This window comes from Sphingosinicella sp. YJ22 (genome assembly GCF_011320075.1).
Taxonomy (GTDB): Bacteria; Pseudomonadota; Alphaproteobacteria; order Sphingomonadales; family Sphingomonadaceae; genus Allosphingosinicella.
Window position 1 is genome coordinate 1 of sequence record NZ_JAANPA010000004.1, and the last position, 26,884, is coordinate 26,884.

The 26,884-nt window shown below is 68.4% G+C and carries 30 protein-coding genes; 12 read left to right on the forward strand and 18 right to left on the reverse strand.

What is annotated here, in order from left to right; translation table 11 throughout:
• On the reverse strand, nt 1-226 hold a 226-nt coding region (locus G7B71_RS02530), incomplete at its 3' end, for a hypothetical protein (protein ID WP_166037566.1).
• Nucleotides 227-347: 121 nt separating this feature from the next.
• On the opposite strand from G7B71_RS02530, the gene G7B71_RS02535 reads away from it, so the two are divergent.
• Nucleotides 348-1,088 (forward strand): 3'(2'),5'-bisphosphate nucleotidase CysQ, encoded by a 741-nt coding sequence (locus tag G7B71_RS02535; protein ID WP_166037568.1) that lies wholly within the window; start codon nt 348-350, stop codon nt 1,086-1,088.
• Here the strand turns inward: G7B71_RS02535 and G7B71_RS02540 are convergent.
• Both G7B71_RS02540 and G7B71_RS02545 read right to left on the reverse strand, forming a co-directional pair.
• Nucleotides 1,067-1,258 (reverse strand): hypothetical protein, encoded by a 192-nt coding sequence (locus G7B71_RS02540; protein ID WP_166037570.1) that lies wholly within the window; start codon nt 1,256-1,258, stop codon nt 1,067-1,069. The genes G7B71_RS02535 and G7B71_RS02540 overlap by 22 nt on opposite strands.
• Before the next feature lie 81 nt (nt 1,259-1,339).
• Entirely contained in the window at nt 1,340-1,831 is a 492-nt protein-coding gene (locus G7B71_RS02545) for a DNA-deoxyinosine glycosylase (protein WP_166037572.1), read from the reverse strand.
• A gap of 54 nt (nt 1,832-1,885) precedes the next feature.
• On the opposite strand from G7B71_RS02545, the gene G7B71_RS02550 reads away from it, so the two are divergent.
• Nucleotides 1,886-2,257 (forward strand): GFA family protein, encoded by a 372-nt coding sequence (locus G7B71_RS02550; RefSeq protein ID WP_166037575.1) that lies wholly within the window; start codon nt 1,886-1,888, stop codon nt 2,255-2,257.
• Here G7B71_RS02550 and G7B71_RS02555 read toward each other — a convergent pair.
• Both G7B71_RS02555 and G7B71_RS02560 read right to left on the reverse strand, forming a co-directional pair.
• The gene (locus G7B71_RS02555; protein ID WP_166037577.1) at nt 2,254-3,078 is read right to left on the reverse strand and encodes a hypothetical protein; all 825 of its coding nucleotides are present in this window, start codon (nt 3,076-3,078) and stop codon (nt 2,254-2,256) included. The two genes, G7B71_RS02550 and G7B71_RS02555, sit on opposite strands and share 4 nt — an antisense overlap.
• A complete protein-coding gene (locus tag G7B71_RS02560; protein ID WP_166037579.1) occupies nt 3,075-3,533 on the reverse strand; it encodes an ABA4-like family protein in 459 nt (152 codons plus the stop codon). Before G7B71_RS02560 ends, G7B71_RS02555 begins: the two co-directional genes overlap by 4 nt.
• Nucleotides 3,534-3,571: 38 nt before the next feature.
• On the opposite strand from G7B71_RS02560, the gene G7B71_RS02565 reads away from it, so the two are divergent.
• Nucleotides 3,572-4,183: a TetR/AcrR family transcriptional regulator gene (locus G7B71_RS02565; protein WP_166037581.1), complete on the forward strand. Its 612-nt coding sequence runs from the start codon at nt 3,572-3,574 to the stop codon at nt 4,181-4,183.
• On the opposite strand, the gene G7B71_RS02570 is transcribed toward G7B71_RS02565, so the two are convergent.
• Nucleotides 4,180-4,971 carry a class III extradiol ring-cleavage dioxygenase gene (locus G7B71_RS02570; protein WP_166037582.1) on the reverse strand — a complete coding sequence of 264 codons (792 nt, stop codon included), beginning with the start codon at nt 4,969-4,971 and terminating at the stop codon, nt 4,180-4,182. The genes G7B71_RS02565 and G7B71_RS02570 overlap by 4 nt on opposite strands.
• 133 nt (nt 4,972-5,104) lie before the next feature.
• On the opposite strand from G7B71_RS02570, the gene G7B71_RS02575 reads away from it, so the two are divergent.
• Nucleotides 5,105-6,766 carry an MFS transporter gene (locus G7B71_RS02575; RefSeq protein WP_166037585.1) on the forward strand — a complete coding sequence of 554 codons (1,662 nt, stop codon included), beginning with the start codon at nt 5,105-5,107 and terminating at the stop codon, nt 6,764-6,766.
• Nucleotides 6,767-6,798: 32 nt separating this feature from the next.
• Complete coding sequence (alr, locus tag G7B71_RS02580; RefSeq protein WP_166037587.1) at nt 6,799-7,836, forward strand: alanine racemase; 1,038 nt, start codon at nt 6,799-6,801, stop codon at nt 7,834-7,836.
• Between the two features lie 10 nt (nt 7,837-7,846).
• On the opposite strand, the gene G7B71_RS02585 is transcribed toward alr, so the two are convergent.
• The 3 genes from G7B71_RS02585 to G7B71_RS02595 are packed head-to-tail and all read right to left on the reverse strand — an operon-like array spanning nt 7,847 to nt 10,360.
• Entirely contained in the window at nt 7,847-8,173 is a 327-nt protein-coding gene (locus tag G7B71_RS02585; protein WP_166037589.1) for a hypothetical protein, read from the reverse strand.
• The gene (locus G7B71_RS02590) at nt 8,173-9,348 is read right to left on the reverse strand and encodes an acetyl-CoA C-acetyltransferase (RefSeq protein ID WP_166037591.1); all 1,176 of its coding nucleotides are present in this window, start codon (nt 9,346-9,348) and stop codon (nt 8,173-8,175) included. Before G7B71_RS02590 ends, G7B71_RS02585 begins: the two co-directional genes overlap by 1 nt.
• A gap of 31 nt (nt 9,349-9,379) precedes the next feature.
• A complete protein-coding gene (locus tag G7B71_RS02595; protein ID WP_243406065.1) occupies nt 9,380-10,360 on the reverse strand; it encodes an alpha/beta hydrolase in 981 nt (326 codons plus the stop codon).
• Between the two features lie 94 nt (nt 10,361-10,454).
• Between G7B71_RS02595 and phaR the strand changes: the two genes are divergently transcribed.
• On the forward strand, nt 10,455-11,003 hold the full coding sequence (phaR, locus tag G7B71_RS02600; protein ID WP_166037595.1) for a polyhydroxyalkanoate synthesis repressor PhaR: 549 nt from the start codon (nt 10,455-10,457) through the stop codon (nt 11,001-11,003).
• Nucleotides 11,004-11,009: 6 nt separating this feature from the next.
• On the opposite strand, the gene G7B71_RS02605 is transcribed toward phaR, so the two are convergent.
• Entirely contained in the window at nt 11,010-11,861 is an 852-nt protein-coding gene (locus G7B71_RS02605) for a class I SAM-dependent methyltransferase (protein ID WP_166037736.1), read from the reverse strand.
• A gap of 77 nt (nt 11,862-11,938) precedes the next feature.
• Here G7B71_RS02605 and G7B71_RS02610 point away from each other — a divergent pair, with 77 nt between their 5' ends.
• A complete protein-coding gene (locus G7B71_RS02610; RefSeq protein ID WP_166037596.1) occupies nt 11,939-12,136 on the forward strand; it encodes a hypothetical protein in 198 nt (65 codons plus the stop codon).
• 21 nt (nt 12,137-12,157) lie between these two features.
• On the opposite strand, the gene G7B71_RS02615 is transcribed toward G7B71_RS02610, so the two are convergent.
• Nucleotides 12,158-13,675: a CpaF family protein gene (locus G7B71_RS02615; protein WP_166037598.1), complete on the reverse strand. Its 1,518-nt coding sequence runs from the start codon at nt 13,673-13,675 to the stop codon at nt 12,158-12,160.
• A gap of 101 nt (nt 13,676-13,776) precedes the next feature.
• On the opposite strand from G7B71_RS02615, the gene G7B71_RS02620 reads away from it, so the two are divergent.
• Nucleotides 13,777-14,697: a DMT family transporter gene (locus tag G7B71_RS02620; protein WP_166037600.1), complete on the forward strand. Its 921-nt coding sequence runs from the start codon at nt 13,777-13,779 to the stop codon at nt 14,695-14,697.
• 33 nt (nt 14,698-14,730) lie between these two features.
• Nucleotides 14,731-15,171, forward strand: a complete 441-nt coding sequence (locus G7B71_RS02625; protein WP_166037602.1) for a DUF6265 family protein — start codon at nt 14,731-14,733, stop codon at nt 15,169-15,171.
• A gap of 6 nt (nt 15,172-15,177) precedes the next feature.
• Here G7B71_RS02625 and G7B71_RS02630 read toward each other — a convergent pair whose 3' ends face one another.
• The 5 genes from G7B71_RS02630 to G7B71_RS02650 are packed head-to-tail and all read right to left on the reverse strand — an operon-like array spanning nt 15,178 to nt 19,935.
• On the reverse strand, nt 15,178-15,441 hold the full coding sequence (locus G7B71_RS02630) for an ATP synthase F1 subunit epsilon (RefSeq protein ID WP_166037604.1): 264 nt from the start codon (nt 15,439-15,441) through the stop codon (nt 15,178-15,180).
• Entirely contained in the window at nt 15,441-16,907 is a 1,467-nt protein-coding gene (atpD, locus tag G7B71_RS02635) for a F0F1 ATP synthase subunit beta (protein ID WP_166037738.1), read from the reverse strand. Before atpD ends, G7B71_RS02630 begins: the two co-directional genes overlap by 1 nt.
• A gap of 50 nt (nt 16,908-16,957) precedes the next feature.
• Nucleotides 16,958-17,830: a F0F1 ATP synthase subunit gamma gene (locus G7B71_RS02640; protein ID WP_166037606.1), complete on the reverse strand. Its 873-nt coding sequence runs from the start codon at nt 17,828-17,830 to the stop codon at nt 16,958-16,960.
• Nucleotides 17,831-17,841: 11 nt separating this feature from the next.
• The gene (atpA, locus tag G7B71_RS02645) at nt 17,842-19,371 is read right to left on the reverse strand and encodes a F0F1 ATP synthase subunit alpha (protein WP_166037607.1); all 1,530 of its coding nucleotides are present in this window, start codon (nt 19,369-19,371) and stop codon (nt 17,842-17,844) included.
• Between the two features lie 9 nt (nt 19,372-19,380).
• On the reverse strand, nt 19,381-19,935 hold the full coding sequence (locus G7B71_RS02650) for a F0F1 ATP synthase subunit delta (RefSeq protein WP_166037609.1): 555 nt from the start codon (nt 19,933-19,935) through the stop codon (nt 19,381-19,383).
• A 202-nt stretch (nt 19,936-20,137) separates the two neighbouring features.
• On the opposite strand from G7B71_RS02650, the gene G7B71_RS02655 reads away from it, so the two are divergent.
• The 3 genes from G7B71_RS02655 to ada all read left to right on the forward strand — a co-directional run bounded on the left by G7B71_RS02655 (nt 20,138) and on the right by ada (nt 22,593).
• Nucleotides 20,138-20,953 carry a hypothetical protein gene (locus tag G7B71_RS02655; RefSeq protein WP_166037611.1) on the forward strand — a complete coding sequence of 272 codons (816 nt, stop codon included), beginning with the start codon at nt 20,138-20,140 and terminating at the stop codon, nt 20,951-20,953.
• 68 nt (nt 20,954-21,021) lie between these two features.
• Complete coding sequence (locus tag G7B71_RS02660; RefSeq protein WP_166037613.1) at nt 21,022-21,486, forward strand: DUF1203 domain-containing protein; 465 nt, start codon at nt 21,022-21,024, stop codon at nt 21,484-21,486.
• 3 nt (nt 21,487-21,489) lie between these two features.
• Nucleotides 21,490-22,593, forward strand: coding sequence for a bifunctional DNA-binding transcriptional regulator/O6-methylguanine-DNA methyltransferase Ada (ada, locus tag G7B71_RS02665; RefSeq protein WP_166037615.1), 1,104 nt, complete (start codon nt 21,490-21,492; stop codon nt 22,591-22,593).
• On the opposite strand, the gene G7B71_RS02670 is transcribed toward ada, so the two are convergent.
• Both G7B71_RS02670 and gyrA read right to left on the reverse strand, forming a co-directional pair.
• Nucleotides 22,560-24,080 carry a serine protease gene (locus G7B71_RS02670; protein ID WP_243406066.1) on the reverse strand — a complete coding sequence of 507 codons (1,521 nt, stop codon included), beginning with the start codon at nt 24,078-24,080 and terminating at the stop codon, nt 22,560-22,562. The genes ada and G7B71_RS02670 overlap by 34 nt on opposite strands.
• A 43-nt stretch (nt 24,081-24,123) precedes the next feature.
• The gene (gene gyrA, locus G7B71_RS02675) at nt 24,124-26,868 is read right to left on the reverse strand and encodes a DNA gyrase subunit A (RefSeq protein ID WP_166037617.1); all 2,745 of its coding nucleotides are present in this window, start codon (nt 26,866-26,868) and stop codon (nt 24,124-24,126) included.
• Nucleotides 26,869-26,884: the final 16 nt, after the last annotated feature.

Here is a 26,884-nt window from a genome sequence, read left to right on the forward strand (position 1 = left end):
CAGCGCGGCAGATGGTGGTGATCGTCGACAGGTCGAGCCCGTTGCCGCCCGAGGCGCGCCGCACCGGCGAGCGCTGCGTCGTCGTTGCGACGGCCGGGCGCCGGGCCGGCTGGGCCGTGCGGCGCGGCTGCGCGGCCTCCGCACGGGCCTGGATGTCGAGTGCGCGGCGGTCGATCTCCGGCAGGATTTTCGACTGCGACAGCAGCATGGCCAGTAGAATGCTCATTTGAATGCTCCCCCAAAACATTAACGGCGGTGGTAAACGTGGATGGTTAACGCCGCGTTAAACCGTATCGCCTGCGTAATCTTCTGTTTACCGGCGCGGCGTGCGGCGCTTTATCGGGCCGATGGACGATCATCAATTGGCGGCGCAGCTCGCCGAGGACGCCGGCCGGTTGCTGCTCGTGCTACGCGACGGTGGGTTGCAGGGGGCGGAACTTGGCATTGCGGGGGACCGCGAGGCCAATGCGCTGATCCTCGACGCGCTCGGGAAAGCCAGGCCCGAGGACGGCGTCCTGTCCGAGGAGTGCATCGACCGGCCTGATCGGCTCCATCACCGTCGCGTGTGGATCATCGACCCGCTCGACGGGACCCGGGAATATATGAGCGGCCGCGACGACTGGGCGGTCCATGTCGCGCTGACGATCGACGGCAAGCCGCAAGTGGGCGCGGTCGCGGTTCCGGCGTTGGGACGCCTGCTCTTGACCGGAGAAGCCATGGCCACGGGGAGACCGCGCGCCAAGCCGGTGATCCTGGTGAGCCGCACGCGACAGCCCGAACAAGCCGGTCCGCTGGCGGCGCATCTCGGCGCCGAGCTGCGACCGATGGGTTCGGCGGGAGCCAAGGCGGCGGCGGTGGTCGCGGGCGAGGCCGAGCTCTATTTCCACGCCGGCGGCCAGCACGAATGGGACAATTGCGCGCCCGTCGCGGTCGCGCTCGCGGCGGGGCTCCACGCCTCGCGCGCGGACGGATCGCCGATAGCCTACAATCAAAGGGATGTGCGGGTGCCCGACCTCGTCATCGGGCAGCCGGAGCTGGCGCGGGAAGCGGTGGCGTTCCTGCGGAGCTATTCGGCCAAGGCAGGCTGAGCGGGCTCGACGCGGCCGACCAGCCGCTGCTCATCCCAGATCTCCACCGGGGCGCTGTGCGCGTAGCGGCGGGCGAATTGCAGCGCGCCCTGATCGTTGAAGATGCCATATTCCTCGGCGCGGGAATCGCCTTCACCGGCGCCGGTGAGCACGAAGCGATATTGCGGCATCTGAGGGGTCCCCTGAACTTACTCATATTTATTACCTTTTCCGCGGGCCCGAGTCCACCGACGGGAACCCGCAGGACGCCATCAAAGATAGCGGCGCAGCGCGAGCCAACGCGCCCGCTTCTCATCGAACGGAAGCGTGTAGGCGGGGCTGCTCGATGGCAGGTCGACCAAGGCGAGCTTGGTGTCGCCGATCTGGCGGCGGCCGACCCTCGCTGACGTGCCGCCGTTGAACGCCATCGCGCGTAGGCGCGGCACCGTCGCGACGAGTGCCTGCAGGTCGCTTGCCGCATGGAGGCGGATGTCCGCATCCAGGCTGCCGGGCCGCTGCGCCGCAGCGACCGTGTCCCACAGGCCGACGCCGGCATCGAGAAGCAAAGCGAGCCGCTGGTCGTAGTCTGCGTCTGCGAGCGGGCGATCGATCACCGACTCCATCAGGCGCCAGAACTGGTTGCGCGGATTGGCGTAATAGCGCCCCGCGGCGAGCGACATCGCTCCAGGCAGACTTCCGAGGACGAGCAGCCGTGTGTCGGGCCGCACCACCGGCGGGAAGCAATGCTCGAGCGGCACATCCATCGCTCCGGTCTGGCCGCACTTGATCCCCCGCCGCAAGCGCGCAATGGGCGGCTCATGAAGATCGAGGGTGGGTGTCATTGCCGCGCGGTACGGTTCGAAGCCGAGGTGCCGGAAGCGGTCGAGGTGCTCGACTGCAATTGCTCGGTGTGCAGCATGACCGGCTTCAGGCACCTGATCGTGCCGCACCCCTATTTCCGGCTGGTCAGCGGGGTGGAGAGCCTGACCAGCTACCGCTTCGGCACCGGCGCGGCGGAGCATCTGTTCTGCCGCATCTGCGGCATCAAGAGTTTCTACCAGCCGCGCTCGCATCCCGGTGCGTGGAGCGTGAACCTGAACGCGCTCGACGATGCGGGCGCGCTCACGGTGACGGTGAAGAGCTTCGACGGCCGCAATTGGGAACAGGCGGCGGCCGCCGGCTTCGATTAGGCCGGGATCAGCGGGCGCCCGGCGAGCGCCTGGTCAAGCACCGCCAGCGTCACGGCGACATAGGCGATCACGCCCGCGACAATCATCCGGCGGCGGACGGTCAAGGTGAAGCCGCCGATCAGCGCCGCGGCTGCAGGGATCAGCTGCTCGGCATGAATTCCGAGGAAGTGGGCGACGCGAACGTCGCCGCCGAGCCGGTTCCAGCCCAGAACCGGCAGGCCGAGCCCCTCCGCGCCGACCGTGGGGCCGCCGCCAAAGGCAATCACCAGGCCGGCGCCGGTTCCGAGCAGCCAGGTCAGCACGAGGCCGGCTACCACGGCCGCGACATAGTCGCCGGGAAGCCCCTCGGCAGGCCGGCGGGCGATCTCCCAGGCGAGTGGCAGGGTCGTCGCGGTCAGGATGAGCGCGAACAGGCCCATCAGGCTGAACATCACCGAATTCAGCGGCGTGCTGTTGTTGAAATGCGAGTCGACGCCGTGCGCAGCCTGCCAGGTGATCCAGAACAGTTCGAACGAGGCCGACAGGATCAGCGCTCCGACCGTCCAGCGCAGCAGCCGCGTGTCGCGCCGCTCCGGGCGGACATAGCCGAAGAACCAGGCGGCGGTGAGCGCGAACAGGCCGATCGACACCAGGAACTTGCCGGGCTTGAGCCAGGGGCTGATGCCGGTCGGCAGCAGGCGCGGATCGGCCGCGATCATCATCAGTACGGGCGGCGTCAGCACCAGCAGCGCGAGGCCATAGCCGGCGAGTGTGCGGTGGCGGCGGATCAGTTCGGAGAGGATGCCGAAGCTCGACCGCGCGGAAAGGGCAAGGCTGGTCATGACTGGGTCTCCGGGGAAAGGGCGGGAGCGCGGCCGCGGAAGGCCAGGCGCAGGGCGAGGTAGAGAAGCAGGCCGGAGGGCCCGAACAGGAAGGCGAGGGGGAGGCAGGGAATGACGAGCAGGGCTGGTACCCCGCTGTCCGTGTGGTCCCGGACGATCCAGCTGCCGACGAACAGGTCGAAGGCGAGATAGTGAAACCAGCCTGCGACGAGCGCACTGTCGTCGGCGAACAGTGCGCGGATCTCGCCGATCGAGCCGAAGCCGCCGCCTTCGGCGCCCATTCCGACCCAGATCAGCAGGACGTAGGCGATTGCGAGGAGGCCCGGCACCACAAACTGAGTGAACGTCAGGGCAACCGGGCGCGCCGGCTTGACGAACAGCGCGAAGATCAGGCCTGCCCAGCTGCCCAGAACAACGGGTCCGGCGAGGTCGAACGTGGTGGAAGGATCGAGCATCGCTTGAAACTCCAATCTTGACGGCGTAAAGATGCCCAATGACCGATGATCTAAACAGTGTCAAGACCGATGAACGCGGCTATCATCACGGGGCGCTCCGGCCCGCTTTGCTGAAAGCGGCGGAGTCGGTGCTCGCCGACCGTGGAGTCGACGGCTTCTCGCTGCGCGAGACGGCGCGGCGGGCCGGGGTCTCGCCCGCGGCGCCCGCCCATCATTTCGGCGATACGAAGGGCCTGCTGACGGCGCTCGCCACCGAGGCGTTCCGGAAATTCGGGGATGCTTTGGAGGCCGGGGATGTCGGCCAGGACCGGACCGAGCGGATCCGGTCGCAAGGCCGCGCCTATGTCCGCTTCGCACTCGCCGAGCCGGCCAAGTTCGACCTGATGTGGCGCTATGCGCTGACCGATCGGGACAATTCCGACTATCGCGAGGCGTCGAGCCGCGCCTTCACGATCCTCGACCGCCTGGTGCGCGGCGAGGACGTGACGGCGCATGACGACATCTCGGCGGCGCCGTCGATCGCCTGCTGGTCAATCGTCCACGGCTTTGCCCGCCTGGCGCTCGACGGTGTGTTCGGCACTGGTCCGGGCGAAGCCGAGCAGGCAGCCGAGACATTGCTCCCGGTCGTGCTCGAGCACCTCAACGTCTAGACGTCGGCCGTGACCTTCTCGCCAAAGGCATAAGCGTCCATCGCAAGCACGGCGTAGGTGTAGCTGTGGTGCAGGCGCCGGCCCGCACCGCCGCCGGCGCCGAGCGCGACGAAGAAGGGGAGGAGGTGCTCGTCGGTGGGATGGTTGCGCAACGCCTCGGGCCCCTCGCGCATCACCGCGAGCAAGGCGTCGCGGTCGCCGGCCTCGGTGCGCTCGGCGAGCCAGGTGGTGAAGCCGTCCACCCAGTCCCGGTCCTCGCGGCCTCCGGAGAACACCTCTCGCAGATTGTGCGAGATGCTCCCCGAGCCGATCACGAGAACATTGCGTTCCCGCAGCGGCGCCAGTGCCCGCCCGACCGCCTCGTGCCATTCGGGGCCGCGGCGTGGGTCGATCGACACCGTGACGAGCGGGATGTCGGCGTCGGGGAAGAGCAGCGACAGCGGCACCCAGGCGCCGTGGTCGAGCTGCGCCGCCTCGCTTCGCGAGGGTTGCAGGCCTGCTTCGCTCAGCAGTCGGAACGCTTGGTCCGCGAGGACGCTGGCGCCTTCCGGCTCGTAGCGCATCTCGAACAGGCGACGGTCGAAATTGCCGAAATCGTGCCAGGTGCTGAAGCGGGCAGGGGCACGCACGACGACGCCCTCTGCCTCGTCATGCGCGGAGGCGATGACGATGGCGTCGGGACGCGTCAGCGTGCCGCCAAGCTCGCTCAGGAAGCGGGTCGCGGGCTCGTCACGCAGCGCCAGGTCGGGAGCGCCGTGGGAGATGAACAGGGCGGGCTGTGTGGTCATGATGAGCCTGATCTAGGGTCTCTCCGACAGTCGCGGAACGCCTTGTCCGTGCAAATGGGCGTTGCGCGTACGGCAACGCTTTCCAGCGCCTGCGCCAGCTTCTAGGTTCCGCCCCAAACAGGGGGAGCAGTGCATGGCGTCGAGGGCGGATGAAGAGGCGGTGCCGGGAGCAGGCGAGCCGGGGGTGATCGAGCCGCGCAAGATCCGCCTCGTCATCGGCGCGTCGTCCGCCGGCACCGTGTTCGAATGGTACGACTTCTTCATCTACGGGACATTGGCGACGTTCGGCATCATCGGCCGCGTCTTCTTTCCCGGCGGCAACGAGACACTGCAGACCCTGCTCGCCTGGGCCGGCTTCGCGGTCGGCTTCGGCTTCCGGCCGTTGGGCGCGATCCTGTTCGGCTATCTCGGCGACAAGCTCGGGCGCAAATACACCTTCCTCATCACCATCACCTTGATGGGCGTGGCGACCGCCGGCGTCGGCCTCATTCCCTCCGCGGCGTCGATCGGCATCGCCGCGCCGTTGCTGCTCATCTTCCTGCGCATTCTTCAGGGCCTCGCCCTGGGCGGCGAATATGGCGGAGCCGCCATCTACGTCGCCGAGCATTCGCCGCCCGGCCGCGCCGGCTATTATACCAGCTTCATCCAGGCCTCGGTCGCCGGCGGCTTCGTGCTGAGCCTCGCCATCGTGCTGCTGTGCCAGGCAGGAATGTCCGACGCGGCGTGGAATGAGTGGGGCTGGCGGGTGCCGTTCCTCATCTCGCTCATCCTCCTCGCCATCTCCCTGTGGATGCGCCTGAAGCTGTCCGAGAGCCCGGTGTTCAAGGCAATCAAGGAAGCCGGCGAGACCAAGGGCAATCCGTTCGTCGAGAGCTTCCGCTACCCCGGCAACCTCAAGCGGCTGTTCGTCGCCCTGTTCGGCATCGCCGCCGGTCTCACGGTCATCTGGTACACGGCGATGTTCTCGACGCTTTCGTTCCTCAAGGGGCCGATGCGGGTCGACGGGGCGACCGCCGAGATCATCGTCGGACTGGCGGCGCTGTCCGGGCTCGTCTGGTTCATCCTGTTCGGCAGGCTGTCCGACCGGATCGGACGCCGCAAGCCGATCCTGATCGGCTATGCCCTGACCCTGGTGCTGTTGTTCCCGATTTTCTGGCTGATGGGCAGCGCCGCCAACCCCAACCTCGCCGCCGCGGCCGGGCGGGCGCCGGTCACGATCCAGCGCGACAGCTGCGACTTCGATCCCTTTGCCCAGACCCAGCGCGAATTTTGCGGCCGGGTGATCGGCGAGCTTGCGCGGCTCGGCGTCCGCTACAGCTTCGCCAACCCGCCCGAGCCGGCGCTGGCGATGGCGACCTCGGGCCCGCAGGCGCTGGCGGTGACGGTCGGCTCCGCGCCCCACATTCTCCGCGACACCGCCGAGGTCCGGCCGCTGCTCGAGAGCGCGGGCTATGATTTCGACCCAGTCGTGCCATCGCCCGGCGGCATCGCGCTAATCGCGCTCGCGATCCTCGCCATGACCGCGCTGTCCGGCGCGACCTACGGGCCGGTGGCGGCCTTGCTTTCGGAGATGTTTCCGCCGCGCATTCGCTACAGCTCGATGTCGATCCCCTACCATTTCGGCACCGGCTATTTCGGCGGCTTCCTGCCGTTCATCGCGAGCTACATCATCGCCCGCACCGGCGATCCCTATTCCGGCCTGTGGTACACCTGGGGCGTGGTGCTGATGGCGCTGGTGGTCAGCTATTTCTGGCTTCCGGAGACGGCTGGGCCCACCGGAAAAGCCGAACATTGAATTGAGGGGCGGCGGCGGGCTACGGCGCGAGCATGTCCGTGGCCCCACCGCTCCGCCTGCGTCTCGACGGCGCCGCCCTCGTTTCCAACTGGCTGTGGCTGAAGCAGCGGGGCGGCGGGGCGGCATGCGGCGCGGCCGCCAAGGCGGACGGCTATGGCCTCGGCGCGCGCGAGGTGGTGACGCGGCTTGCGGCCGCCGGCTGCCGCGATTTCTTCGTGGCGACCTGGGCCGAGGCCGAACGTGTCGCAGACGTGATCGGTGACGCGTCGCTGAGCGTCCTGCACGGCTTCTTCGAGGAGGATCTGCCCGCGGCCCTGGCGTCGTCGGCGCGCCCCGTGATCAACACGGCGGCACAGGCGCGGCGCTGGCGGGAGATCGGGCGGCCGTGCGACGTGATGGTCGACACCGGCATCAACCGCCTCGGGCTGCTGCCGGCGGAGATCGCCGCCGGGGCGCTCGACGGGCTCCACATCGAAACCCTGCACAGCCATTTCGCCTGCGCCGACGAAGACGTGGCGATGAATGATGAGCAGCGGCGGCGGTTCGAGGAGGTGTCGGCGACGGTTCCGGCGAAACGGCGCAGCCTGTCGAACAGCGCCGGCATCTGCCTGGGTCCCGACAATTCCTATGATCTCACGCGTCCCGGCCTGGCCCTGTACGGTGGCATCCCGCGCGCCGAAGCGGCGGGTCACATCCGCCAGGTCGTCCATGTCGAAGCGCGCGTGATCCAGCACAAGCGGGTCGAGGCCGGCGATGCGGTCGGCTACAACGCGACCTTCACCGCGCCGGAGCCGTGCGAGCTCGCCATCCTCAACATCGGCTATGCCGACGGCTATTTGCGCGGATTTTCCGGCACCGGCGCCGCGGTCCATGACGGCCGGACCCTGCCGGTGGTGGGGCGAGTGTCGATGGACCTCACAGCGATCCGAGTCGACGCCGCGCCCGACATCGCCGAGGGCGACTGGATCGAGATCGACTTCGAGCTGCCGCGCGCCGCGGAGCAATCCGGGCTCAGCCAATATGAGCTGCTGACGACGCTCGGCAGCCGCTACGCGCGCGTGTGGAGCTAAGCGCGAGCCGCTAGTCGCGGTTCTTGCGCGAGCGGCGGAGCCACAGGGCAACGCCCAGCGCCGCGACGGCGCCGCCGGCGATGAGCGCCGCCTGAGCGCGGGAGTTGCGCCGCCACTCCTCGGCCGCACCCTGATCGAGCCAGTAGCGGCCGTCCTCGGTCAGCTGCACCACACCCTGGGCCATGAGGTAACTGAGACCCTTGCGCAGCGAATGATCCTGCGGCTGGTACGTCACGGCGCTGTCGGCATTGGTCGCTCGGACGCTGGTCAGATGCTCGACCACGCTTCGGCGGCCGCGGCGCATGGCGGCGGCGATGGTGGGTGGGTTCGTGGCCATCAGTCGCGCTCCACGCACAGGGCGATGCCCATGCCGCCGCCGATGCACAAGGTCGCGAGGCCCTTCTTGGCGTCGCGCTTCTGCATCTCGTAGATCAGGGTGGTCAGCACTCGCGCGCCCGACGCGCCGATCGGGTGTCCGATGGCGATGGCGCCGCCGTTGACGTTGACCTTGTCGGAGTCCCAGCCGAGCTCCCTGCCGACCGCCAGCGCCTGCGCCGCGAACGCCTCATTGGCCTCGATGAGGTCGAGGTCGGCGATGCTCCAGCCGGCCTTCTCCAGCGCGCGCTTGCTTGCGGGAACCGGGCCGATGCCCATGATCGACGGGTCGACGCCGGCCGAGGCCCAGCTCGCCACCCGCGCGAGGATCGGCGCGCCGCGGCGCTCGGCCTCCTCCCGGCTCATCAGGACGAGAGCGGCGGCGCCGTCATTGAGGCCGCTCGCATTGGCCGCGGTCACGGTGCCCTCCTTCTTGAAGGCGGGACGCAGACCGGAGACGCCGTCGACGGTGGCGCCGGCGCGGATATATTCGTCGTCCTCGACGACGGTGTCGCCCTTGCGGCCCTTGATCGTCACCGGGGCGATCTCGTCCTTGAAACGGCCCGAGGCCCGCGCCTTCTCGGCCTTGTTTTGGCTGGCGACCGCGAAGCTGTCCTGGTCGCTGCGGGTGATCTGATACTGCTCGGCCAGATTCTCGGCGGTGATGCCCATGTGATAGCCGTTGAACACGTCGGTCAGGCCGTCCTTGATCATCGTGTCGACCATCGACAGGTCGCCCATCTTGGTGCCGCCGCGAATATGCTGGGCGTGGGCCGAAAGGCTCATGCTCTCCTGGCCGCCGGCGACGACGACCGTGGCGTCGCCAGTCTGGATGGCCTGGCTGGCGAGCGCGACGGCGCGCAGGCCCGATCCGCACACCTGGTTGACGCCCCAGGCCGGGACTTCCTTCGGCACGCCCGCGGCCATCGACGCCTGGCGCGCCGGATTCTGGCCCTGGGCGGCGGTCAGCACCTGGCCCATGATCACTTCCGACACGTCATCGGGCGAGACTCCGGCCTGGGCCAGCGCGGCCTCGATCGCGGTGCGGCCGAGTTCGTGCGCGGGCGTGGACGCAAAGGCGCCGAGGAACGCGCCAACCGGCGTGCGCTTGGCGGCGGTGATGACAACGTCGGTCATGGTCATGTCTCCTGAGATTGGCCGCGCTCTATCAATTCGGGCTGACCCGCGAAAGCCATGAGGCGAGGGGCCGCCACAGCTCTTCCTTGGCCTTCGACCCGACGATCATCCCGACATGGCCGCGGGCGAGGTCGATCCGCTCGCCGGCGGTTATGGCCGAGGCGTGGGGAACGATGCGGTCGCTGGTCGAGACGATGTTGAGCAACGGGCAGGGGAGCGAGGCGGGGTCGGTGGTCTCTCCGCCGATCCGCCAGCGGCCCGAGCCGGGGAGGTCGGCTCCGAACAGGTCCTCGAACATCTCGCGCGCGGCGGCGTGGCCCATGGGCGGACCGTCATTGGCCCAATCCTCGAGCGCGACGAAGCTTGCGGCGGCCTCACCCTCCAATCCCGCGAACTCCTCGAACTTGCGCACCGTTCGGTCGGGATCGAGGCTCCAGAACGCGACCTGCAACGCTTCCATCGGCAGCACGCCGAGCCGCTCGGCGACCGCCTTGCTGCCGTTCCACAGCCCGGCGAGCCGTTCGCGTTCGGCTTGCGGGAAGCCATGGAAGCGCCACGGCGCGGCGATGGTGACGAGGCTGCGCGCGCCGCCGAGCTGCGCGCCCGCCGCGGCCATGGTGCCGCCGAGGCAATAGCCGGCGAGGTCGGGCGGTTCGCCCAGCGTCGTCATCAGCGGGAGCAGTATTTCCTCGATATGGCCGGCGACGGACAGACCGTGCCGTGCCTCGTCGGGCCAGCCCCAGTCGAGCAGCAGCACACGTCGTCCCTGGCCCGCGAGCCAGCGCAGCAGCGAACGGTCGCCGAGATCGAGCACGGTCGGCGGATTGATCAGCGACGGCACGAACAGGAGGTCGGGGCCGTCGCCGCCATAGTCGCGCAGGGCCGCGCCGCGTCGCTCGGCGAGCACCGGCGCGCCCGGCGTCGGCGCCGGCCTCGGCGCCTCCTGATACTTGCGGAGCCCGGCCAGCACGCGCGCCAGTCGCGCCGGCTCTGCTGCGGTCTTGCTGCGCACAAGATCGAGGAACAGGGGGAGGGGCCGCGGCCTGTGTTGCAGCGCGGCAAAGGAAGGTGGTAGGGCGCGGCCTGCGCTGTTGAAGGATCCCGGCATGGCGACGCCCCAGTCCAATGACGAGAATGTCGTCGTCATCAAGAAATATGCGAACCGGCGTCTCTACGACACCGAGAGCTCCTCATACATCACGCTCGACCGACTCGCGCAAATGGTCCGTCAGAAGCGCGACTTCAAAGTCATCGACGCGAAGAGCGGCGAGGACATCACCCACAGCGTCCTCACCCAGATCATCATGGATGAGGAAGCGCGCGGGACGACCCTGCTGCCGGTCAATTTCCTGAGGCAGCTGATCGGCATGTACGGCGACCAGATGCAGTCGTTCGTGCCGCAATATCTCGAGGCGTCGCTGGACACACTGCAGCGCAACCAGAGCCAGTTCCGCGACGCGATGAGCGGGGCGCTGGCCGCCAACCCGCTCGCCGAGATGACTCGGCGCAACATGGAGATGTTCACCGCGGCCGCGTCCGGAATGCGCCCGGCGGCCAAGGAAACGCCCGCGCCGGAGGCTCCCAAGAGCGAGCTCGCCGAGCTTCGCGCCCAGCTCGCCGAGATGCAGAAGAAGCTCGACAAGCTGGGCGGCTGAGACGGCTTAACGCGGCCGTCGGAACATCAGGGTCATGCGGTCGCTCTCGCCGATGGCGAGGTAGCGGTCGCGGTCCTGCTCGCCGAGGCGGAGCGACGGCGGCAGCGTCCACACCCCGTTCGGCCAGTCGGCCGTGTCGCGCGGATTGGCGTTCATCTCGCTGGAACGGACGAACTCGAAGCCGGCCTCCTCGGCGAGGCGGCGCACGGTCGAGGTCTTGATGTAGCCGCTCGACCGCTCGCGCTCAGCGTCGGCGCTCTCCGGCAGGCGGTGGTCGACGATGCCGAGCGTGCCGCCCGGCTTCAGCATGGCGAACATTTGGCGGAACGCCTCGACGCTGTAGTCCTGGCGGTCGCGCTGATAGCCCATCCGCCAGTTATGGACGTTGCGGAAGGTGAGCACGACGTCGGCGGTGCCGTCCGGGACGCGCGTGTCGTCGGCCGCGAAGGCGGGGAAGTCGGCGAGGCGGATATTGCCGTAGAGCGCCGCATTCTCGCTCATCATGCGATTGACCGCACGCGGCTCGCCGAGCGCCGCGGCGTAATAGGTGCCGCCGCCCTGGTGAACGTAGGGCGCCAGGATCTCGGTGTACCAGCCGCCGCCCGGCCAGATCTCGACCACGGTCTGGTTGGGCTGGACGCCGAAGAAGGCGAGCGTGTCGAACGGGTTGCGGTAGCGGTCGCGCGCGACGTTGGCCGGGTTGCGGGTCGGCGCGGCGACGGCGCCGTGCAGCGCCCCGTGCCAGGGCTGGTGCGCGCCGACATCAGCATGCGCCTGGTGGCTGCCATGATGCTGCGCCGCGAAGGCCGCGCCGCCGCCGGCCAGCAGGGCGATGGCAAAGGTGAGTTTCAAGCGCATCATCATTCCTCCCCGGATCGGATTGCGCCCCGGGCGGGGACGCACCAGATGTTGTCCCGCGTGATGAAGGATCGGGAATGACGGCGCAACAATGGTCTTGGGGAGCGGCGGGCGTCGCTCTCGTGCTGGCGGTGGTGGCGGGGCTGGCGGACCGCAGGCGCAACCGGCGAGCCAGCCTCGACGACGTGGGCTGGGTGCCGTGGCGCGGCATCCAGGTCGCCGCGATGTTCGCCGTGCTGGCGCTCGCGATTCTGGGCTTCAAGCTGGGGGACTGACACCCCCGGGCGGGAAGGGGCCTAGAGGCAGGCCTCGAGGTAAGGCTGGTCGAAGCCGAACATCTTGGCCTTTTCGAGCGTGTACGGGCGCAAGCCCATCGAGCGGTATTCGCCGATGATCTTGCCGTCCGGAGTCTCGTCCAGATATTCGAACTTGAACAGCTCCTGGGTGACGATGACGTCGCCCTCCATGCCGATCACCTCGGTGATGTTGGTGGTGCGGCGCGAACCGTCGCGCAGTCGCTTCACCTGGACGATGAGGTCGACCGAGTCGGCGATCTGACGCGAGATCGCTTCCTTCGGCACCTTGATGTCCGACATCATCACCATGTTCTCCATACGCGCCAGCGCCTCGCGCGGGCTGTTGGAGTGGAGCGTGCACATCGATCCGTCGTGGCCCGTGTTCATCGCCGCGAGCATGTCGAAGCATTCCGGGCCGCGGATCTCGCCGAGGATGATGCGGTCGGGGCGCATACGCAGCGCGTTGATGACGAGGTCTCGGATGCTGATCGCGCCCTGGCCTTCGAGGTTGGGCGGGCGGGTTTCGAGCGGCAGCCAGTGCGGCTGCTGAAGCCGAAGCTCGGCCGCGTCCTCGATGGTGATGACGCGCTCGCCCGGGTCGATCAGCTTCGACAGGGCGTTGAGCATCGTCGTCTTGCCCGAGCCGGTACCGCCGGAGACGATCACGTTCATTCGCGAGGCGCCCGCGATCTTGAGCAGGGTCGCCATCTTGTCCGACATCGACCCCCAACCCTTCATCATGTCGAGGGTGATCGGCTTCTCGGAGAATTTACGGATCGAGATGGCGGTGCCGCGAAGCGACAGCGGCGGGATGATGACGTTGACGCGGCTTCCGTCCTGGAGACGGGCGTCGGCAAGCGGCGTGGTCTGGTCGACCCGGCGGCCGACCTTGTTGACGATGCGCTGGGCGATCTGGAGGAGATGGTCCTCGTCGCGGAACTGGATCTGCGCGAGCTGGAGCTTGCCCTTGCGCTCGATATAGGTCTGGCTCGGACCGTTGACCATGATGTCCGAGACTTCGGGGTCGTTGAGCAGTTCCTCGAGCGGCCCGAGGCCGAGCAGCTCGTCGACGAGCACCTTCTCCAGCGCGAACTGTTCGCGCCGGTTGAGGTTGATCTTCAGCTCGGCGAGCACCTCGCCGATGATCGGCCGGAATTCCTCGGCGAGCTCGTCCTTGCTGAGGGTCGCCGCCGCTTCCGGGTCGACTCGCTCGAGCAGGCGCGGAAGCACCTGTTCCTTGATGCGGTGGATCGAGGCCTCGAAGCCTTCACCGCGCGAATTGCCCTGCTCGCCGCTCTGCGCCTGGCGGTCGTCGAGGCGGGCCATCGCGTCGCCGCGGTCGATGACCTGGGGCGACTCGTCCTCTGCAGTCGGCAGGCTCTCGATCGGGGGGAATTGGGAGCCGCCGGCGCTGTCCGGAGTGATCGGCGCCGGGCCCTTCATCGGCTTGGCGACACCGAAGGATGGGCGGCCACCGCCCGGCCCGCTGGCCCCGCTGCGACGTCCAAAAGCACTCATATCCTGGCCTACCTCGCCCAAGTCATTGGATTTCCCCGGCTGAGAGGGTGAATAGGGCGGAAACTTTGACAATTGGCTAACCGCTGCCCACGGGAGCCAGCGTGAACGCTCCCGCCGCCCACCCGTCCGCGCCGCGCAAGGCGTTGCTCGTCGCGCTCGCCGGATTCTTCCTGCTCTCGGTCGGCGACGCGGTCGTCAAGACGATGGCCGGGCAATGGTCGGGGAGCGGCATCGCCCTGCTGCGCTATTCGATCGGCGCGATCGGCCTTGCCGTCTATGTCCGGCTCGCCTACGGCCGCGCCGTCTTTCGCCTGCCCAAGCCCTGGCTTCAGGCGGGACGGGGCGCGGCGGTGGCGGTGGCGACCTTCGGCTTCTTCATGGGCGTGATGGTGATGCCGCTCGCCGATGCGACCGCGATCGTCTTCACCAGCCCGGTGTGGACGGTGATCCTGTCCTTCATCTTCCTGCGCGAGCGGCCCGCGCCGGCGGTGCTGGTGTCGATCCTGCTTGCCTCGGCAGGCGTGCTTCTGATCCTTCGGCCCAACGTGCTGGCGCTCGGCGCCGAAGCCTTCTTCCCGCTGCTCGCCGCGGTGGCGATGTCCTGCCTCATCATCCTCAACCGCCGCGCCGCCGGCCTCGCACCGGCGATGATCATGCAGATGCTGGTCGCGGTGATGGCCGTGCCGGTGCTGCTCGTGCTCGCGGTCGCCGGCCATCTCAGCGGCGAGCCGGGCCTGGCGATCACGACGCCGGAGTGGAGCGTGGTGCTGCGCTGCGCCGTGGTGGCGGTGACGGCGACGCTCGGCCACTGGTGCATCTTCCGCGCGACCGAGCTCGCCTCGGCGGCGACGATCGCGCCGATGACCTATGTCCAGCTGCTCGTCGCGACCGGCGCCGGCCTGCTCCTGTTCGGCGACGTCCCGACCCTGCCCAAGGCGGCGGGGGCACTGCTGATCATCGCCGGCGGCCTGTGGCTGTGGGCGCGCCAGCGCCCCGACAGGACCACCGACAGCGAAGCCTGATCATGCTATAAGCAGGCGAGGGGAGGCTGAACCATGATCGCAGTTCTTGCCGCCGCGGCCGCATTGGCGCTGCAGTCGTTCAATCCGGACATTTCGCAACTCGGCTGGCTGAGCGGCCACTGGCGCACCGACGCGCAGGAGCAGGGCTGGACCGAAGAGCTGTGGAGTGGCGCCGAGGGCCACACATTGCTCGGCGTCAACCGGACGGTCAGCGGAGGTCGCACCAGCGGCTTCGAGTTCATGCGGGTTGCCGCCGACGAACAGGGACCGGCCTTTTACGGCTCGCCGTCGGGCGCGCCTCCCGTGCGTTTCGCGATGGTGGAGTCCCGCCACAACATCGTCGCCTTCGAGAATCGGGCGCACGACTACCCGCAGCGGATCGTTTACCGGCGCGACGGCGACACGCTGTTCGCGACGGTATCGCTCGCTGACGGCAGCAGGCCGATGAGCTGGACCTTCAGGCGCCAGCCCTGACCGGATTTAGGCGGGAATGTCGGCCCGCTCGGCGAGGACCGTGAGCCCGCGCTCGTTCACTTCGGCAAAGCCGCCCTCGATCGCGATCCGGTCCGGCTCGGCGCCGGCGGTGCGGTGGATGAGCAGGTCGCCGTTGCGCATGGTCGACATGAAGGGCGCATGGCCCTCCAGGACACCGAAGTCGCCTTCGGTGCCCGGAACCACGACCATGTGCACCTCGTCGGAGCGCACGAGGCGCTCCGGGGTGACCAGTTCGAAGTGAAGAGCCATCAGGATTCCTGCGCCAGCTTCTCGGCCTTGGCGACCGCCTCTTCGATGCCGCCGACCATGTAGAAGGCCGCCTCGGGGAGGTGGTCGTACTCGCCGTTCACCACCGCCTTGAACGAGCGGACGGTGTCCTCGATCTGCACGAACTTGCCGGGGATGCCGGTGAACACTTCGGCGACGTGGAACGGCTGCGACAGGAAGCGCTGGATCTTGCGGGCGCGGCTGACGGTGAGCTTATCCTCTTCCGAAAGCTCGTCCATGCCGAGGATCGCGATGATGTCCTGGAGCGACTTGTAGCGCTGCAGGATCGACTGGACGGCGCGGGCGGTCTCGTAATGCTCCTGGCCGACGGTGCGCGGCTCGAGCACGCGGCTGGTCGAGTCGAGCGGATCCACCGCCGGGTAGATGCCGAGTTCGGAGATGGCGCGCGACAGCACGGTGGTGGCGTCCAAGTGGGCGAAGGAGGTCGCCGGAGCCGGGTCGGTAAGATCGTCCGCGGGCACGTAGATCGCCTGCACCGAGGTGATCGAGCCCTTGTTGGTCGAGGTGATGCGCTCCTGAAGCTGGCCCATGTCGGTCGACAGCGTCGGCTGGTAGCCCACCGCCGACGGAATGCGGCCGAGCAGCGCCGACACTTCCGAGCCCGCCTGGGTGAAGCGGAAGATGTTGTCGACGAAGAACAGCACGTCCTGGCCCTCGACGTCGCGGAAATATTCCGCCTGGGTGAGGCCGGAGAGGGCGACTCGGGCGCGGGCTCCCGGCGGCTCGTTCATCTGGCCGAACACCAGCGCCACCTTCGAACCCTCGGACACGGCGTTGCCGTCCGCGTCCTTGGCGATGACGCCCGCGTCGAGGAATTCGTGATAGAGGTCGTTGCCCTCGCGGGTGCGCTCGCCGACTCCGGCGAACACCGAGGTCCCGCCGTGGCCCTTGGCGATGTTGTTGATCAGCTCCTGGATGAGCACGGTCTTGCCGACGCCGGCGCCGCCGAACAGGCCGATCTTGCCGCCCTTGGCGTAGGGGGCGAGGAGGTCGATGACCTTGATGCCGGTGACGAGGATCGAGGTCTCGGTCGACTGGTCGACGAACTTCGGGGCCTCGGCGTGGATCGGGGCGGTCTCGGTCGCGCCGATCGGCCCGCGCTCGTCGATCGGCTCGCCGACGACATTCATGATTCGGCCGAGCGTCTTCGGGCCGACGGGAACGCGGATCTGCGAGCCGGTGTCGGTCACGGTCTGGCCGCGGGTGAGGCCTTCGGTCGAGTCCATCGCGATGGTGCGGACGGTGCTTTCGCCGAGGTGCTGGGCGACCTCGAGGACGAGGCGCGAGCCGTTATTGTCGGTCTCGAGCGCCGACAGGATCGCCGGCAGCTCGCCTTCGAACGCGACGTCGACGACGGCGCCGATCACCTGCGCGATACGGCCGACATTGTTGGTGCCACCGGTCTTGGTGGAGGCGGAGCGCTGCATCTCAGCGACTTGGGGCTCAAGCATGTCTTTTTCCTGCTTCGTCGAAGTGGTTAGAGCGCCTCGGCGCCCGAGATGATCTCGATGAGTTCCTTGGTGATCGCGGCCTGGCGCGAGCGGTTATATTCGATCGACAGGCGGTTGATCATGTCGCCGGCGTTGCGCGTCGCATTGTCCATCGCGGTCATCTGCGCGCCGTAGAAGCCGGCCTGGTTCTCGAGCAAAGCGCGATAGATCTGAATCGCGACGTTGCGGGGAAGGAGCGTGGCGAGGATCTCTTCCTCGTCCGGCTCATATTCCACCGCCGAGCTGGCGCCGCCCTCGGCGCCTTCCGGCACCTTGACGGGAATGATCTGGCGCTCGGTCGGCTCCTGGACCAGAGCCGAGCGGAAGGTCGAGTAGACGAGGTGAGCCACGTCGAACTCGCCGGCCTCGTAGCGGGCGATGAGATCCTGGGCGACCGCCTGGGCATGGTCGAACGCCGGGCTGCGCATGCCGCTCATGTCCTGGTCGTGGTGGATGCCCTGCGGGTAGAAGCGCTTGAGCACCCGGCCCTTGCGGCCGGCCAGGTAGAAGCGGACGGTCTTGCCTTCCGCAATCAGCTCTTCCGCCTTGCGGCGCGCGAGCTTGACGATGTTGGCGTTGAAACCGCCGGCGAGACCGCGCTCGCCGGTCGCCACGACGATGAGGTGGACCTGGTCCTTGCCGGTGCCGGCGAGGAGCTTCGGGCTCTGCGGGCCGACGACGATCTTGGACGCCAGGCTCGCCATCACCGCCTCCAGCCGCTCGGCATAGGGGCGGCCGGCCACGGCCTGGTCCGTCGCGCGGCGCAGTTTCGCCGCGGCGACGGTCTTCATCGCCTTGGTGATCTTCTGCGTCGACTTGACCGACGCGATCCGCCCTTTGAGTGCCTTGAGGCTGGCCATCTATCCGGTCCTTACGCGAACGACTTCGCGAAATTGCCGACGATGTCCTTGAGCGACGCGGTCGTCTCGTCGGAGAGCGCGCCGGTGTCGCGGATCGTCGTCAGCACCTGGCCGTGCTCGCTTCGGACATGGTTGAGCAGCTGGCTCTCGAAGCGGGTGACCTGGTCGGTCGGGATCGCATCGAGATAGCCGTTCACGCCGGCGAAGATCGACACGACCTGCTCTTCCATCGGCATCGGCGAGAATTGCGGCTGCTTGAGCAGCTCGGTCAGGCGCGCGCCGCGGTTCAGGAGCTTCTGGGTCGAGGCGTCGAGGTCGGAGCCGAACTGGGCGAAGGCCGCCATCTCGCGATACTGGGCGAGCTCGAGCTTGATCGAACCGGCGACCTTCTTCATCGCCTTGGTCTGCGCGGCCGAGCCGACGCGGCTGACCGACAGGCCGACGTTAATCGCGGGGCGGATGCCCTGGTAGAACAGCTCGGTCTCGAGGAAGATCTGGCCGTCGGTGATCGAGATCACGTTGGTCGGAATGTAGGCCGACACGTCGCCAGCCTGGGTCTCGATGATCGGCAGGGCGGTCAGCGAGCCCGAGCCATTGTCCTCGTTCATCTTCGCGGCGCGCTCGAGCAGGCGGCTGTGGAGATAGAAGACGTCGCCCGGATAGGCTTCGCGGCCCGGTGGACGACGCAGAAGCAGCGACATCTGGCGGTAGGCCACCGCCTGCTTGGACAGGTCGTCATAGACGATGACGGCGTGCATGCCGTTGTCGCGGAAATACTCGCCCATCGTGCAGCCGGTGTAGGGCGCGAGGAACTGCAGCGGAGCCGGCTCGGACGCGGTCGCGGCGACGACGATGGAATATTCCATCGCGCCATTCTCTTCGAGCGCGCGGACGATCTGGGCGACGGTCGAACGCTTCTGGCCGACCGCGACGTAGATGCAGTAGAGCTTCTTGCTCTCGTCGCCGCCCTTGTTGAGCTCACGCTGGTTGATGAAGGTGTCGAGCGCGACGGCCGACTTGCCGGTCTGGCGGTCGCCGATGATCAGCTCGCGCTGGCCGCGGCCGACGGGCACCAGCGCGTCGAGCGCCTTGAGGCCGGTCTGCATCGGCTCGTGAACCGACTTGCGCGGAATGATGCCCGGCGCCTTCACTTCGACTCGGCGACGCTCGGCGCCCTCGATCGGGCCCTTGCCGTCGATCGGGTTGCCGAGACCGTCGACCACGCGGCCGAGCAGGCCTTTGCCGACCGGAACGTCGACGATGGTCTGGGTGCGGCGGACGGTCGAGCCTTCCTTGATCTCGGAGTCGGAGCCGAAGATCACGATGCCGACATTGTCGGCCTCGAGGTTGAGGGCCATGCCCTGGATGCCGTTCTCGAACGCGACCATCTCGCCGGCCTGGACGTTGTCGAGACCGTGGACACGGGCGATGCCGTCGCCGACCGACAGCACGGTGCCGACTTCAGACACCTGCGCTTCGGTGCCGAAGCTGGCGATCTGGTCCTTGATGACCTTCGAGATTTCTGCGGCGCGGATATCCATTGTCGTGCCTTAGCCTTTCATCGCGTGCGCGAGGGTGTTGAGTTTGGTGCGGATCGAGCTGTCGATCATCTGCGAGCCGATCTTCACGACCATGCCGCCGAGGATGGTGGGGTCGACGTTGAGATCGACGGCGATGTCGCGGCCCATCCGGGTGCGGAGATGCTGCTTGATCTGGGCGACCTGGTCGTCGTCGAGCGGCCGCGCCGAGGTGACCTCGGCGGTGATCTCGCCGCGGTGCGACGCCGCGAGCAGGTTGAAGGCGCGGATCACCTGGCCGAGCTTGGACAGCCGACCGTTCTGGGCGAGCACGCCGAGGAAGTTGCGGGTGAGCGGGTCGAGGCCCATCTGCTCGGCGACGGCGCCGATGGCGCGCGCCTTGTCCTCGCGGCCGATCAGCGGCGAGGTGGTGAGCTCGGCGAGCTCGTTGGATTCGGCGAGCGCCTGCTTGAGGCCGGCCAGGCTCTGCCCGACCGCCTCGATCTTCTTCTCGTCACGCGCCAGCTCGAACAGCGCGAGGGCGTAGCGACCCGCCAAACTTGCCTGAATGCCGCTGGAATTATCCACGCGCGTCGATGCTCCGAACAAGGAATGTGTGCCATGCGAAAAGGGGCGCTTGCCGCGCCCCCGAATGGCTCGCGCGGGCTGCTAGCAGGAGCGCCGCAGGGATGCAACCGCAGCCTTGTCGCAGCGGCTGCAACCTTCGTCACTGAGCCGTCGCCTGCCGCGCCTGGCGGGATAGAATGACCGCATCAGGGGAGATGCTGCTATGGCGACGGCATCGGTTCAAATCCAGCGCTTCCATCGGAATCGCGCGGCGATGTTCGATCCCGGCCTCACCGTCGAGCTCGCGCGGCTGTTCGAAGCCGATCGCGAGATGCGCGATTCCGACTGGCTCGGCCGCTTCTACGACGTCGCCTGGTTCGCGGGAGTCGGGGCCGCCGGCGTCTATGCCGGACCGGACGGGCTACCTTATCTGCGCCTCAACCTGCCGAAGGACGGCGCGGCCTTCGATTCGCACTGTCTCGCCAACCGCGCGGGCGATTGCCTCGCCGCCGGCTGGGGCGCGGCCTTGTTCGCGAGCGCCGCCGATCCGCCCGACGCGGCGCAGTTCGTCTTCTCGCTGGGCGTGCTCGACAGCCTGATCCGTTACGATTCGCCCGACGGCGACCCGATCGACATCGCCGAGAGCGCGCTGCCGCCGCCGCCAGCGCCGCAGAAGCGCGGCTGGCTCGGTTTCGGCGCCGCGAAGGAAGCGTCGCGCCAGGTGCTGCTCGCGACCCCGTCCGACCAGTTCCTGCCGCCTTATGCGGCCAAGGCGCTCCACAAATATCTGACTCAGGCCTGGGGCCTCGCCAATCCGCGCGTGCTGCTGATGACCGACATGACGCTGCGCCCGCACCGCCAGCTCGTGATCGGCAGGAGGCGCAGCGACTTTCCCGACGAGCAGGCGGCCTGGCAGGCGATGCAATATGTCCTGTGGCACCTGCCGCCGATGCGCAGCGTAGTGCTGTTGCCGGAGAATTGGCGGCTGGAGGAGATGACCCCGCTGCGCGATCTCTTCGCCGGCGCCCCCGGACTTTGAAAGCAAGGCCCGGGACGCAGACGTCCTTCAAGTGAGTCATTGGTCCTCCATCCACGGAGGAGAGACTCATGACCTACCGCATCCAGGGCTTGGATCCCGCGCCGTTCCGGTCTTTGTTCCAATTGGGCGACGAGGCGTTGCGCCAGCGGCGCGCCGCCCGAGTCGTCGCGGCCGGCTCGGGCGAACCGTGCCGCATATCGCTGGAAGACGCGCAGGAGGGCGAGACGCTGATCCTGGTCAATCATGTGAGCCAAGATGCCGACACGCCTTTCCGCGCCAGCCACGCCATCTACGTCCGCGAGGCGGCGGCGGCTGCGCCGGCATTCGAGGACGTGCTGCCGCCGGTGCTCGCCAGCCGCAATATCAGCCTGCGCGCCTTCGACCGCGACGGGATGATGGTCCAGGCCGTGCTCGCGGCCGCCGGCGAGGGCGATGCGCGGATCCGCTCCCTCCTTGCCCGGCCCGAGGTCACGGAGATCCACGCGCATACCCAGGCGCTCGGCTGCTTCCTCGCGCGCATCGAAAGGAACTGAGCCATGCTTGCCACGGCCCTCCGTCAGGACCAGTTTCAGCCTGTGAACGACGCCCCGACGATCGACCCGGACCGCGCCTGGCGCGCCGTGCTTGCCCGCGATCGCAAGTCGGACGGGACATTCGTCACCGGCGTGCTCACCACCGGAATCTATTGCCGTCCGTCCTGCGCGGCGCGCCACCCGAAGCGCGAGAATGTCCGCTTCTTCGCCACCGGCGCCGAGGCGGCGGCGACGGGATTGCGCCCATGCCTGCGCTGCAAGCCCGACGACGTGACGCGCGAGGCCCGGGCGATGGAGGCGGCGCTCAGGCTGCTCGCCGAGGCCGATGAAGTGCCGTCTCTGGAGGAGCTGGCGGCGTCGGCCGGCTACTCGCCGCACCATTTCCACCGCTTGTTCAAACGCGCGACCGGCGTCACGCCGGCGGCCTATGCGCGCGGCCTGCGCTCGCGGCGCGCCGCCGAGGCGCTCGGCACCACCGCCCGAATCACCGATGCCATCTATGATGCCGGCTATTCGGGGCCGGCGCGCTTCTATGCCGACGCCAAGGCGCGGCTCGGCATGACCCCGTCGGCGTGGCGCGACGGCGGTCGCGGCGAGACGATCCGCTGGGCGATCGCCGACACCTGGCTCGGCCGAATGCTGGTCGCCGCCACCGGCAAGGGGATTTGCCGCCTGTCGTTCGACGAGGACGACGGCGACCTGCGCGGCCGCTTCCCCAACGCGACGATCGAGCCGGGCGGGGAGGGGCTTCGCGACCTGGTGGCGCGCACGGTGGCCGCGGTCGAGGCGCCCGAGCGGCCGCACGACCTGCCCCTCGACGTGCAGGGGACCGCATTCCAGGAAGCCGTGTGGCGCGAACTCGCCCGCATCCCGCCGGGCGAATCGCTGAGCTATGCCGCGCTCGCGGCGAAGGCGGGCAAGCCTGCTGCCGTGCGCGCCGCGGGAACGGCGTGCGGCGCCAACAATGTCGCCATCCTCATCCCGTGCCACCGCGCCCGCCGCGGCGACGGCAGCGCCGGCGGCTACGCCTATGGCATCGACAGGAAGGCGAGGCTGATCGAACGCGAGGGCGGTCAGCCGCTCCGCCCTTCCGGGGCGCAGTGGTAGACGAGGCGCTCGTTGGGCTGGGCGGGAAGCGATTCCTCGAGATCGCGCTGGCGGTCGGCGAGGATTGCGAGATCCTCCTGGTTGCGCGTACAGCTGCGCTGCTCGACCCGCCGGCGCCGCTCCCGCGCCTCGTTCATCGCATTGGCAGACAGCAGGTAGCGGCTCACCACATAGTCGCCGGTCGCCGGGTTGAACTCGGTCACGCTCACGGTCTGCTCGCTGTTCGGCACCAGTACCCGGCGCCACACGCCGCCGTAGCGGGCATATTGGGTGCCGTTGTTGACGCAGCCGCCTTCCTCCCAGCCGAGTTCGACTTCCGGTTCGCCGGACACGGTGACACGGCTGCGCTCGCGGTCGAGGGTGCAGATGTTGGTTCCGACATAGCGGTCGGGGTCGGGCGTCACGCTGCTCGTGACGCGGACCTCGTCCTCGAGACTGTCGAGACCGGGACGGGTGAAGAAGACGATCGCCGCGCCAAGCAGCAGCGCCACGCCGACGCCGCCGGCGATCAGGGCCGGGCGGTGCTGGTCCTTGAACAGCAATATTCCGCCGGCGCCGAGCCCGGCGATGGCGAGGACGAGCAGCCCGATGGCGAGGCCGGCGCGGTTCTCGCGCGCTTGCTGGAGCTCGGCGACGGCCCGCTCGTGGCGGGCGTCAGCGTCGCGCAGCCGGGTGGCCTCGTCGGCCTCGCGGGCGCGCCGCGCCGCCTCCTCGCGCTCGGCTTCGCTGCGGGCCTGGTCGGCGGCGCTGACGCAGGCCACGTCGACGGAACGGAAGGGCTGGCGCGCCTGGCGCAGGAAGGCGGTGAGGGAAGCGACCGGAATGGCGAAAGCGAAGCTGGAGTCGCCCATGTCGTTGCGCGTGATCATGCGGTTGACGCCGACCACGCGGCCGCACAGGTCGACCAGCGGGCCGCCGCTATGGCCGCGGGCGATCGCGGCGGTGTGGACGATGATCGGGCCGATGTCGCCGCGCCGCAAGTCCGAATAATTGCCCGACGAGCGGGTTGGGGGAAGGGGGCGGATATAATCCTGCATCGACTGCGCCGTGGCGAGATCGACATTGCCGGGATAGCCGAGCGCGGCGACTCCGGCACCCGGCCCGATCGCGCCGGTGAAGAGGGCGACGGGGGGCACCGATCCCTGCTGCATCTCGATGAGGGCGAGGTCGCGCGCGCGATCGACCGCGACGATCCGCGCGCCGTAGGACTGGCTGCCCTCGGACGGCACCACGCCGATCACGACATTGTCCGGATCCTGGACCGCGAGGTCGACGACATGCGCGTTGGTGACGATTCGGTTGGGCGCGACCGCGAAGCCGCTGCCGTGGCCGAAATCGATGATCTCGCCGTCCTCGACCTGGACGACAACGACACGCACCACGCCGCGGCTCACCGCCGCGACGTCGTCCTGCGCCGACGCCGGCGTGGCGAAGGCGAGCAGGCCGACGAGGGCGAGCAGCAGGCGCGTGAGCAGGCTCTTCACCATGCGCGCCTTCTAGGAAGGGGGCAGGTGAAGATGCAAGCGCGGCTTAGGCTTCGTCGCCCTCGCCGCCGATCGCCGCGTCGCTCGCGCTGAGCTGGGTGTCCTCGACATCGACCACGAGCTCGTCCTCGTCCTCGCTCTCCTCGATGCGCGCGGCGGAGACGACATGCTCGTCCTCGGCGACGTTAAACAGGCGAACGCCGGCGGAGCCTCGGCCGATGACTCGCAGGTCGCCGAGCGACATGCGGATCATCTTGGCCTGGTCGGTGACGAGCATCAGCTGGTGCCCCTTGCTCGCCGGGAAGCTGGCCACGACGGGACCGTTGCGGCCGATATTGTCGATATTGGTGATGCCCTGGCCGCCGCGGCCGGTTCGGCGATATTCGTAGGCCGACGACAGTTTGCCATAGCCGTTGGCGCAGACGGTGAGGATGAACTGCTCACGCGTCTTCAGCTCGTCGTAGCGCGCATCGTCCATCCGGCGCGGCGCGCGGTCGGCGTCCTCGCCCTTCCACGGGGCGTGGCGCAGATAGTCCTCGCGCTCGTCCTGATCCTTGATCCCGGCCTTGTGCAGGATAGACAGCGAGATGACCTCGTCGCCCTCGGCCAGCCGCATGCCGCGGACGCCGGTGGAGGCGCGGCTCTGGAACTCGCGGACGTCGTCGCCCGGGAAGCGGATCGCCTTGCCCTGGCGCGTGGCGAGGAGGACGTCGTCGGCCTCGTCGAGTAGCGCGACGCCGATCAGGCGGTCGTCCTCGTCCTCGCCCTCGAACTTCATCGCGATCTTGCCGTTCGACGGCACGTTGGTGAACGCGTCCATCGAATTGCGGCGGACCGAGCCCTTGGCTGTCGCGAACATGACGTGGAGCTTGCCCCACTCGTTCTCGTCCTCGGGGAGCGGAAGAACGGTCGAGATGGTCTCGCCGGCGGCGAGCGGAAGAAGGTTGATCATCGGCCGCCCGCGGGTCGCGGGGCCGCCCTCCGGCAGCCTCCACACCTTCATCCGATAGACCCTGCCAAGGGTCGAGAAGAACAGGACCGGCGTGTGCGTCGAGGTGACGAACAGCTCGGTGACCGCGTCCTCGTCCTTGGTGGCCATGCCGGCGCGGCCCTTGCCGCCGCGATTCTGGGCGCGGAAAGTGGCGAGGGTGGTGCGCTTGATATAGCCCTGCATGGTCACGGTCACGACCATGTCCTCGCGCTCGATCAGGTCCTCGTCGTCGATCCCGTCGGCCGCCGGAGCGATCTGGGTGAGGCGCGGAGTCGCGTACTGGTCGATGATCTCGTCGAATTCCTCGACCATCACCTCGAACAGGCGCACGCGGTTGCCGAGGATTTCGAGCAGCTCGCCGATCGAATCGGCGAGCTGGCGAAGCTCGCCGCCGATCTCGTCGCGGCCGAGCGCGGTGAGGCGGTGGAGCCTGAGCTCGAGGATCGCGCGGACCTGGGCATCGGACAGTCGGTAGGTGTCGCCGCCGACCTCATGCTCGACCGCCTCGACCAGGGCGATGTAGGGCGCGATCTCGGCGATCGGCCAGTCGCGGGCGAGCAGCGACGCACGCGCCTCGGCCGGCGAGGCAGAGCCGCGGATCATGCGCACGACCTCGTCGAGATTGGTCACCGCGATGACCAGGCCGAGCAAGATGTGGGCACGGTCGCGGGCCTTGGCGAGCTCGAACTTGGAGCGGCGGGTGATCACTTCCTCGCGGAACCGAACGAAGGATTCGATCATGTCGCGAAGCGTCAGCGTCTCGGGGCGGCCGCCGCGGATCGCGAGCATGTTGGCGGGGAAGCTCGACTGCGCCGGAGTGTGGCGCCACAGCTGGTTGAGAACGACCTCGGGGGTCGCGTCGCGCTTGAGGTCGATGACGATGCGCACGCCTTCGCGCGAGCTTTCGTCGCGGATGTCGGAAACGCCCTCGATGCGCTTCTCCTTGGCCGCCTCGGCGATCTTCTCGACCAAGCCGTTCTTGCCGACCTGGAAGGGAATCGCGGTAAGGACGATCGAGCGGCGGTCGCCGCGGCCTTCCTCGACCTCGTGGCGCGAGCGCATGATGATCGAGCCGCGGCCGGTGTGATAGGCGCTGCGCGCGCCGGCCTGGCCGAGGATCAGCGGGCCGGTCGGGAAGTCCGGCGCCGGGATGTGCTCGATCAGCTCCTCGATGGTGATCGCCGGGTTCTCGATATAGGCTTTGCAGGCCGCCAACGCCTCGCCGAGGTTGTGGGGCGGGATGTTGGTCGCCATGCCGACCGCGATTCCGCCGGCGCCGTTGACGAGGATGTTCGGGAAGCGCGCCGGCAGGACCTGCGGCTCGCTCTCCGACGCGTCGTAATTGGGCTGGAAGTCGACCGTGTCCTTGTCGATGTCGTCGAGCAGGGCATTGGCGACCTTGGCGAGGCGCGCCTCGGTGTAACGCATCGCCGCCGGCGGATCGGGATCCATCGATCCGAAATTGCCCTGGCCGTCGATCAGCGGCACGCGCATCGACCAGTCCTGGGTCATTCGCGCCAGCGCGTCGTAGATCGAGCTGTCGCCATGCGGGTGATATTTACCCATCACGTCACCGACGAGGCGGGCCGACTTGCGGTACGGCCGCCCGGCGACGAAGCCGGCCTCATGCGCGCCGTAGAGGATTCGGCGGTGGACCGGCTTCAGCCCGTCGCGAACGTCGGGCAGCGCACGCGCCACGATCACCGACATCGCATAGTCGAGATAGGAGGTCTTCATCTCCTCGACGATGGAGATCGGGGAAATATCGGAAGGGTCGGCGAGGACCGTCTCGTCGGACAAAGGATCAGGCTTTCAG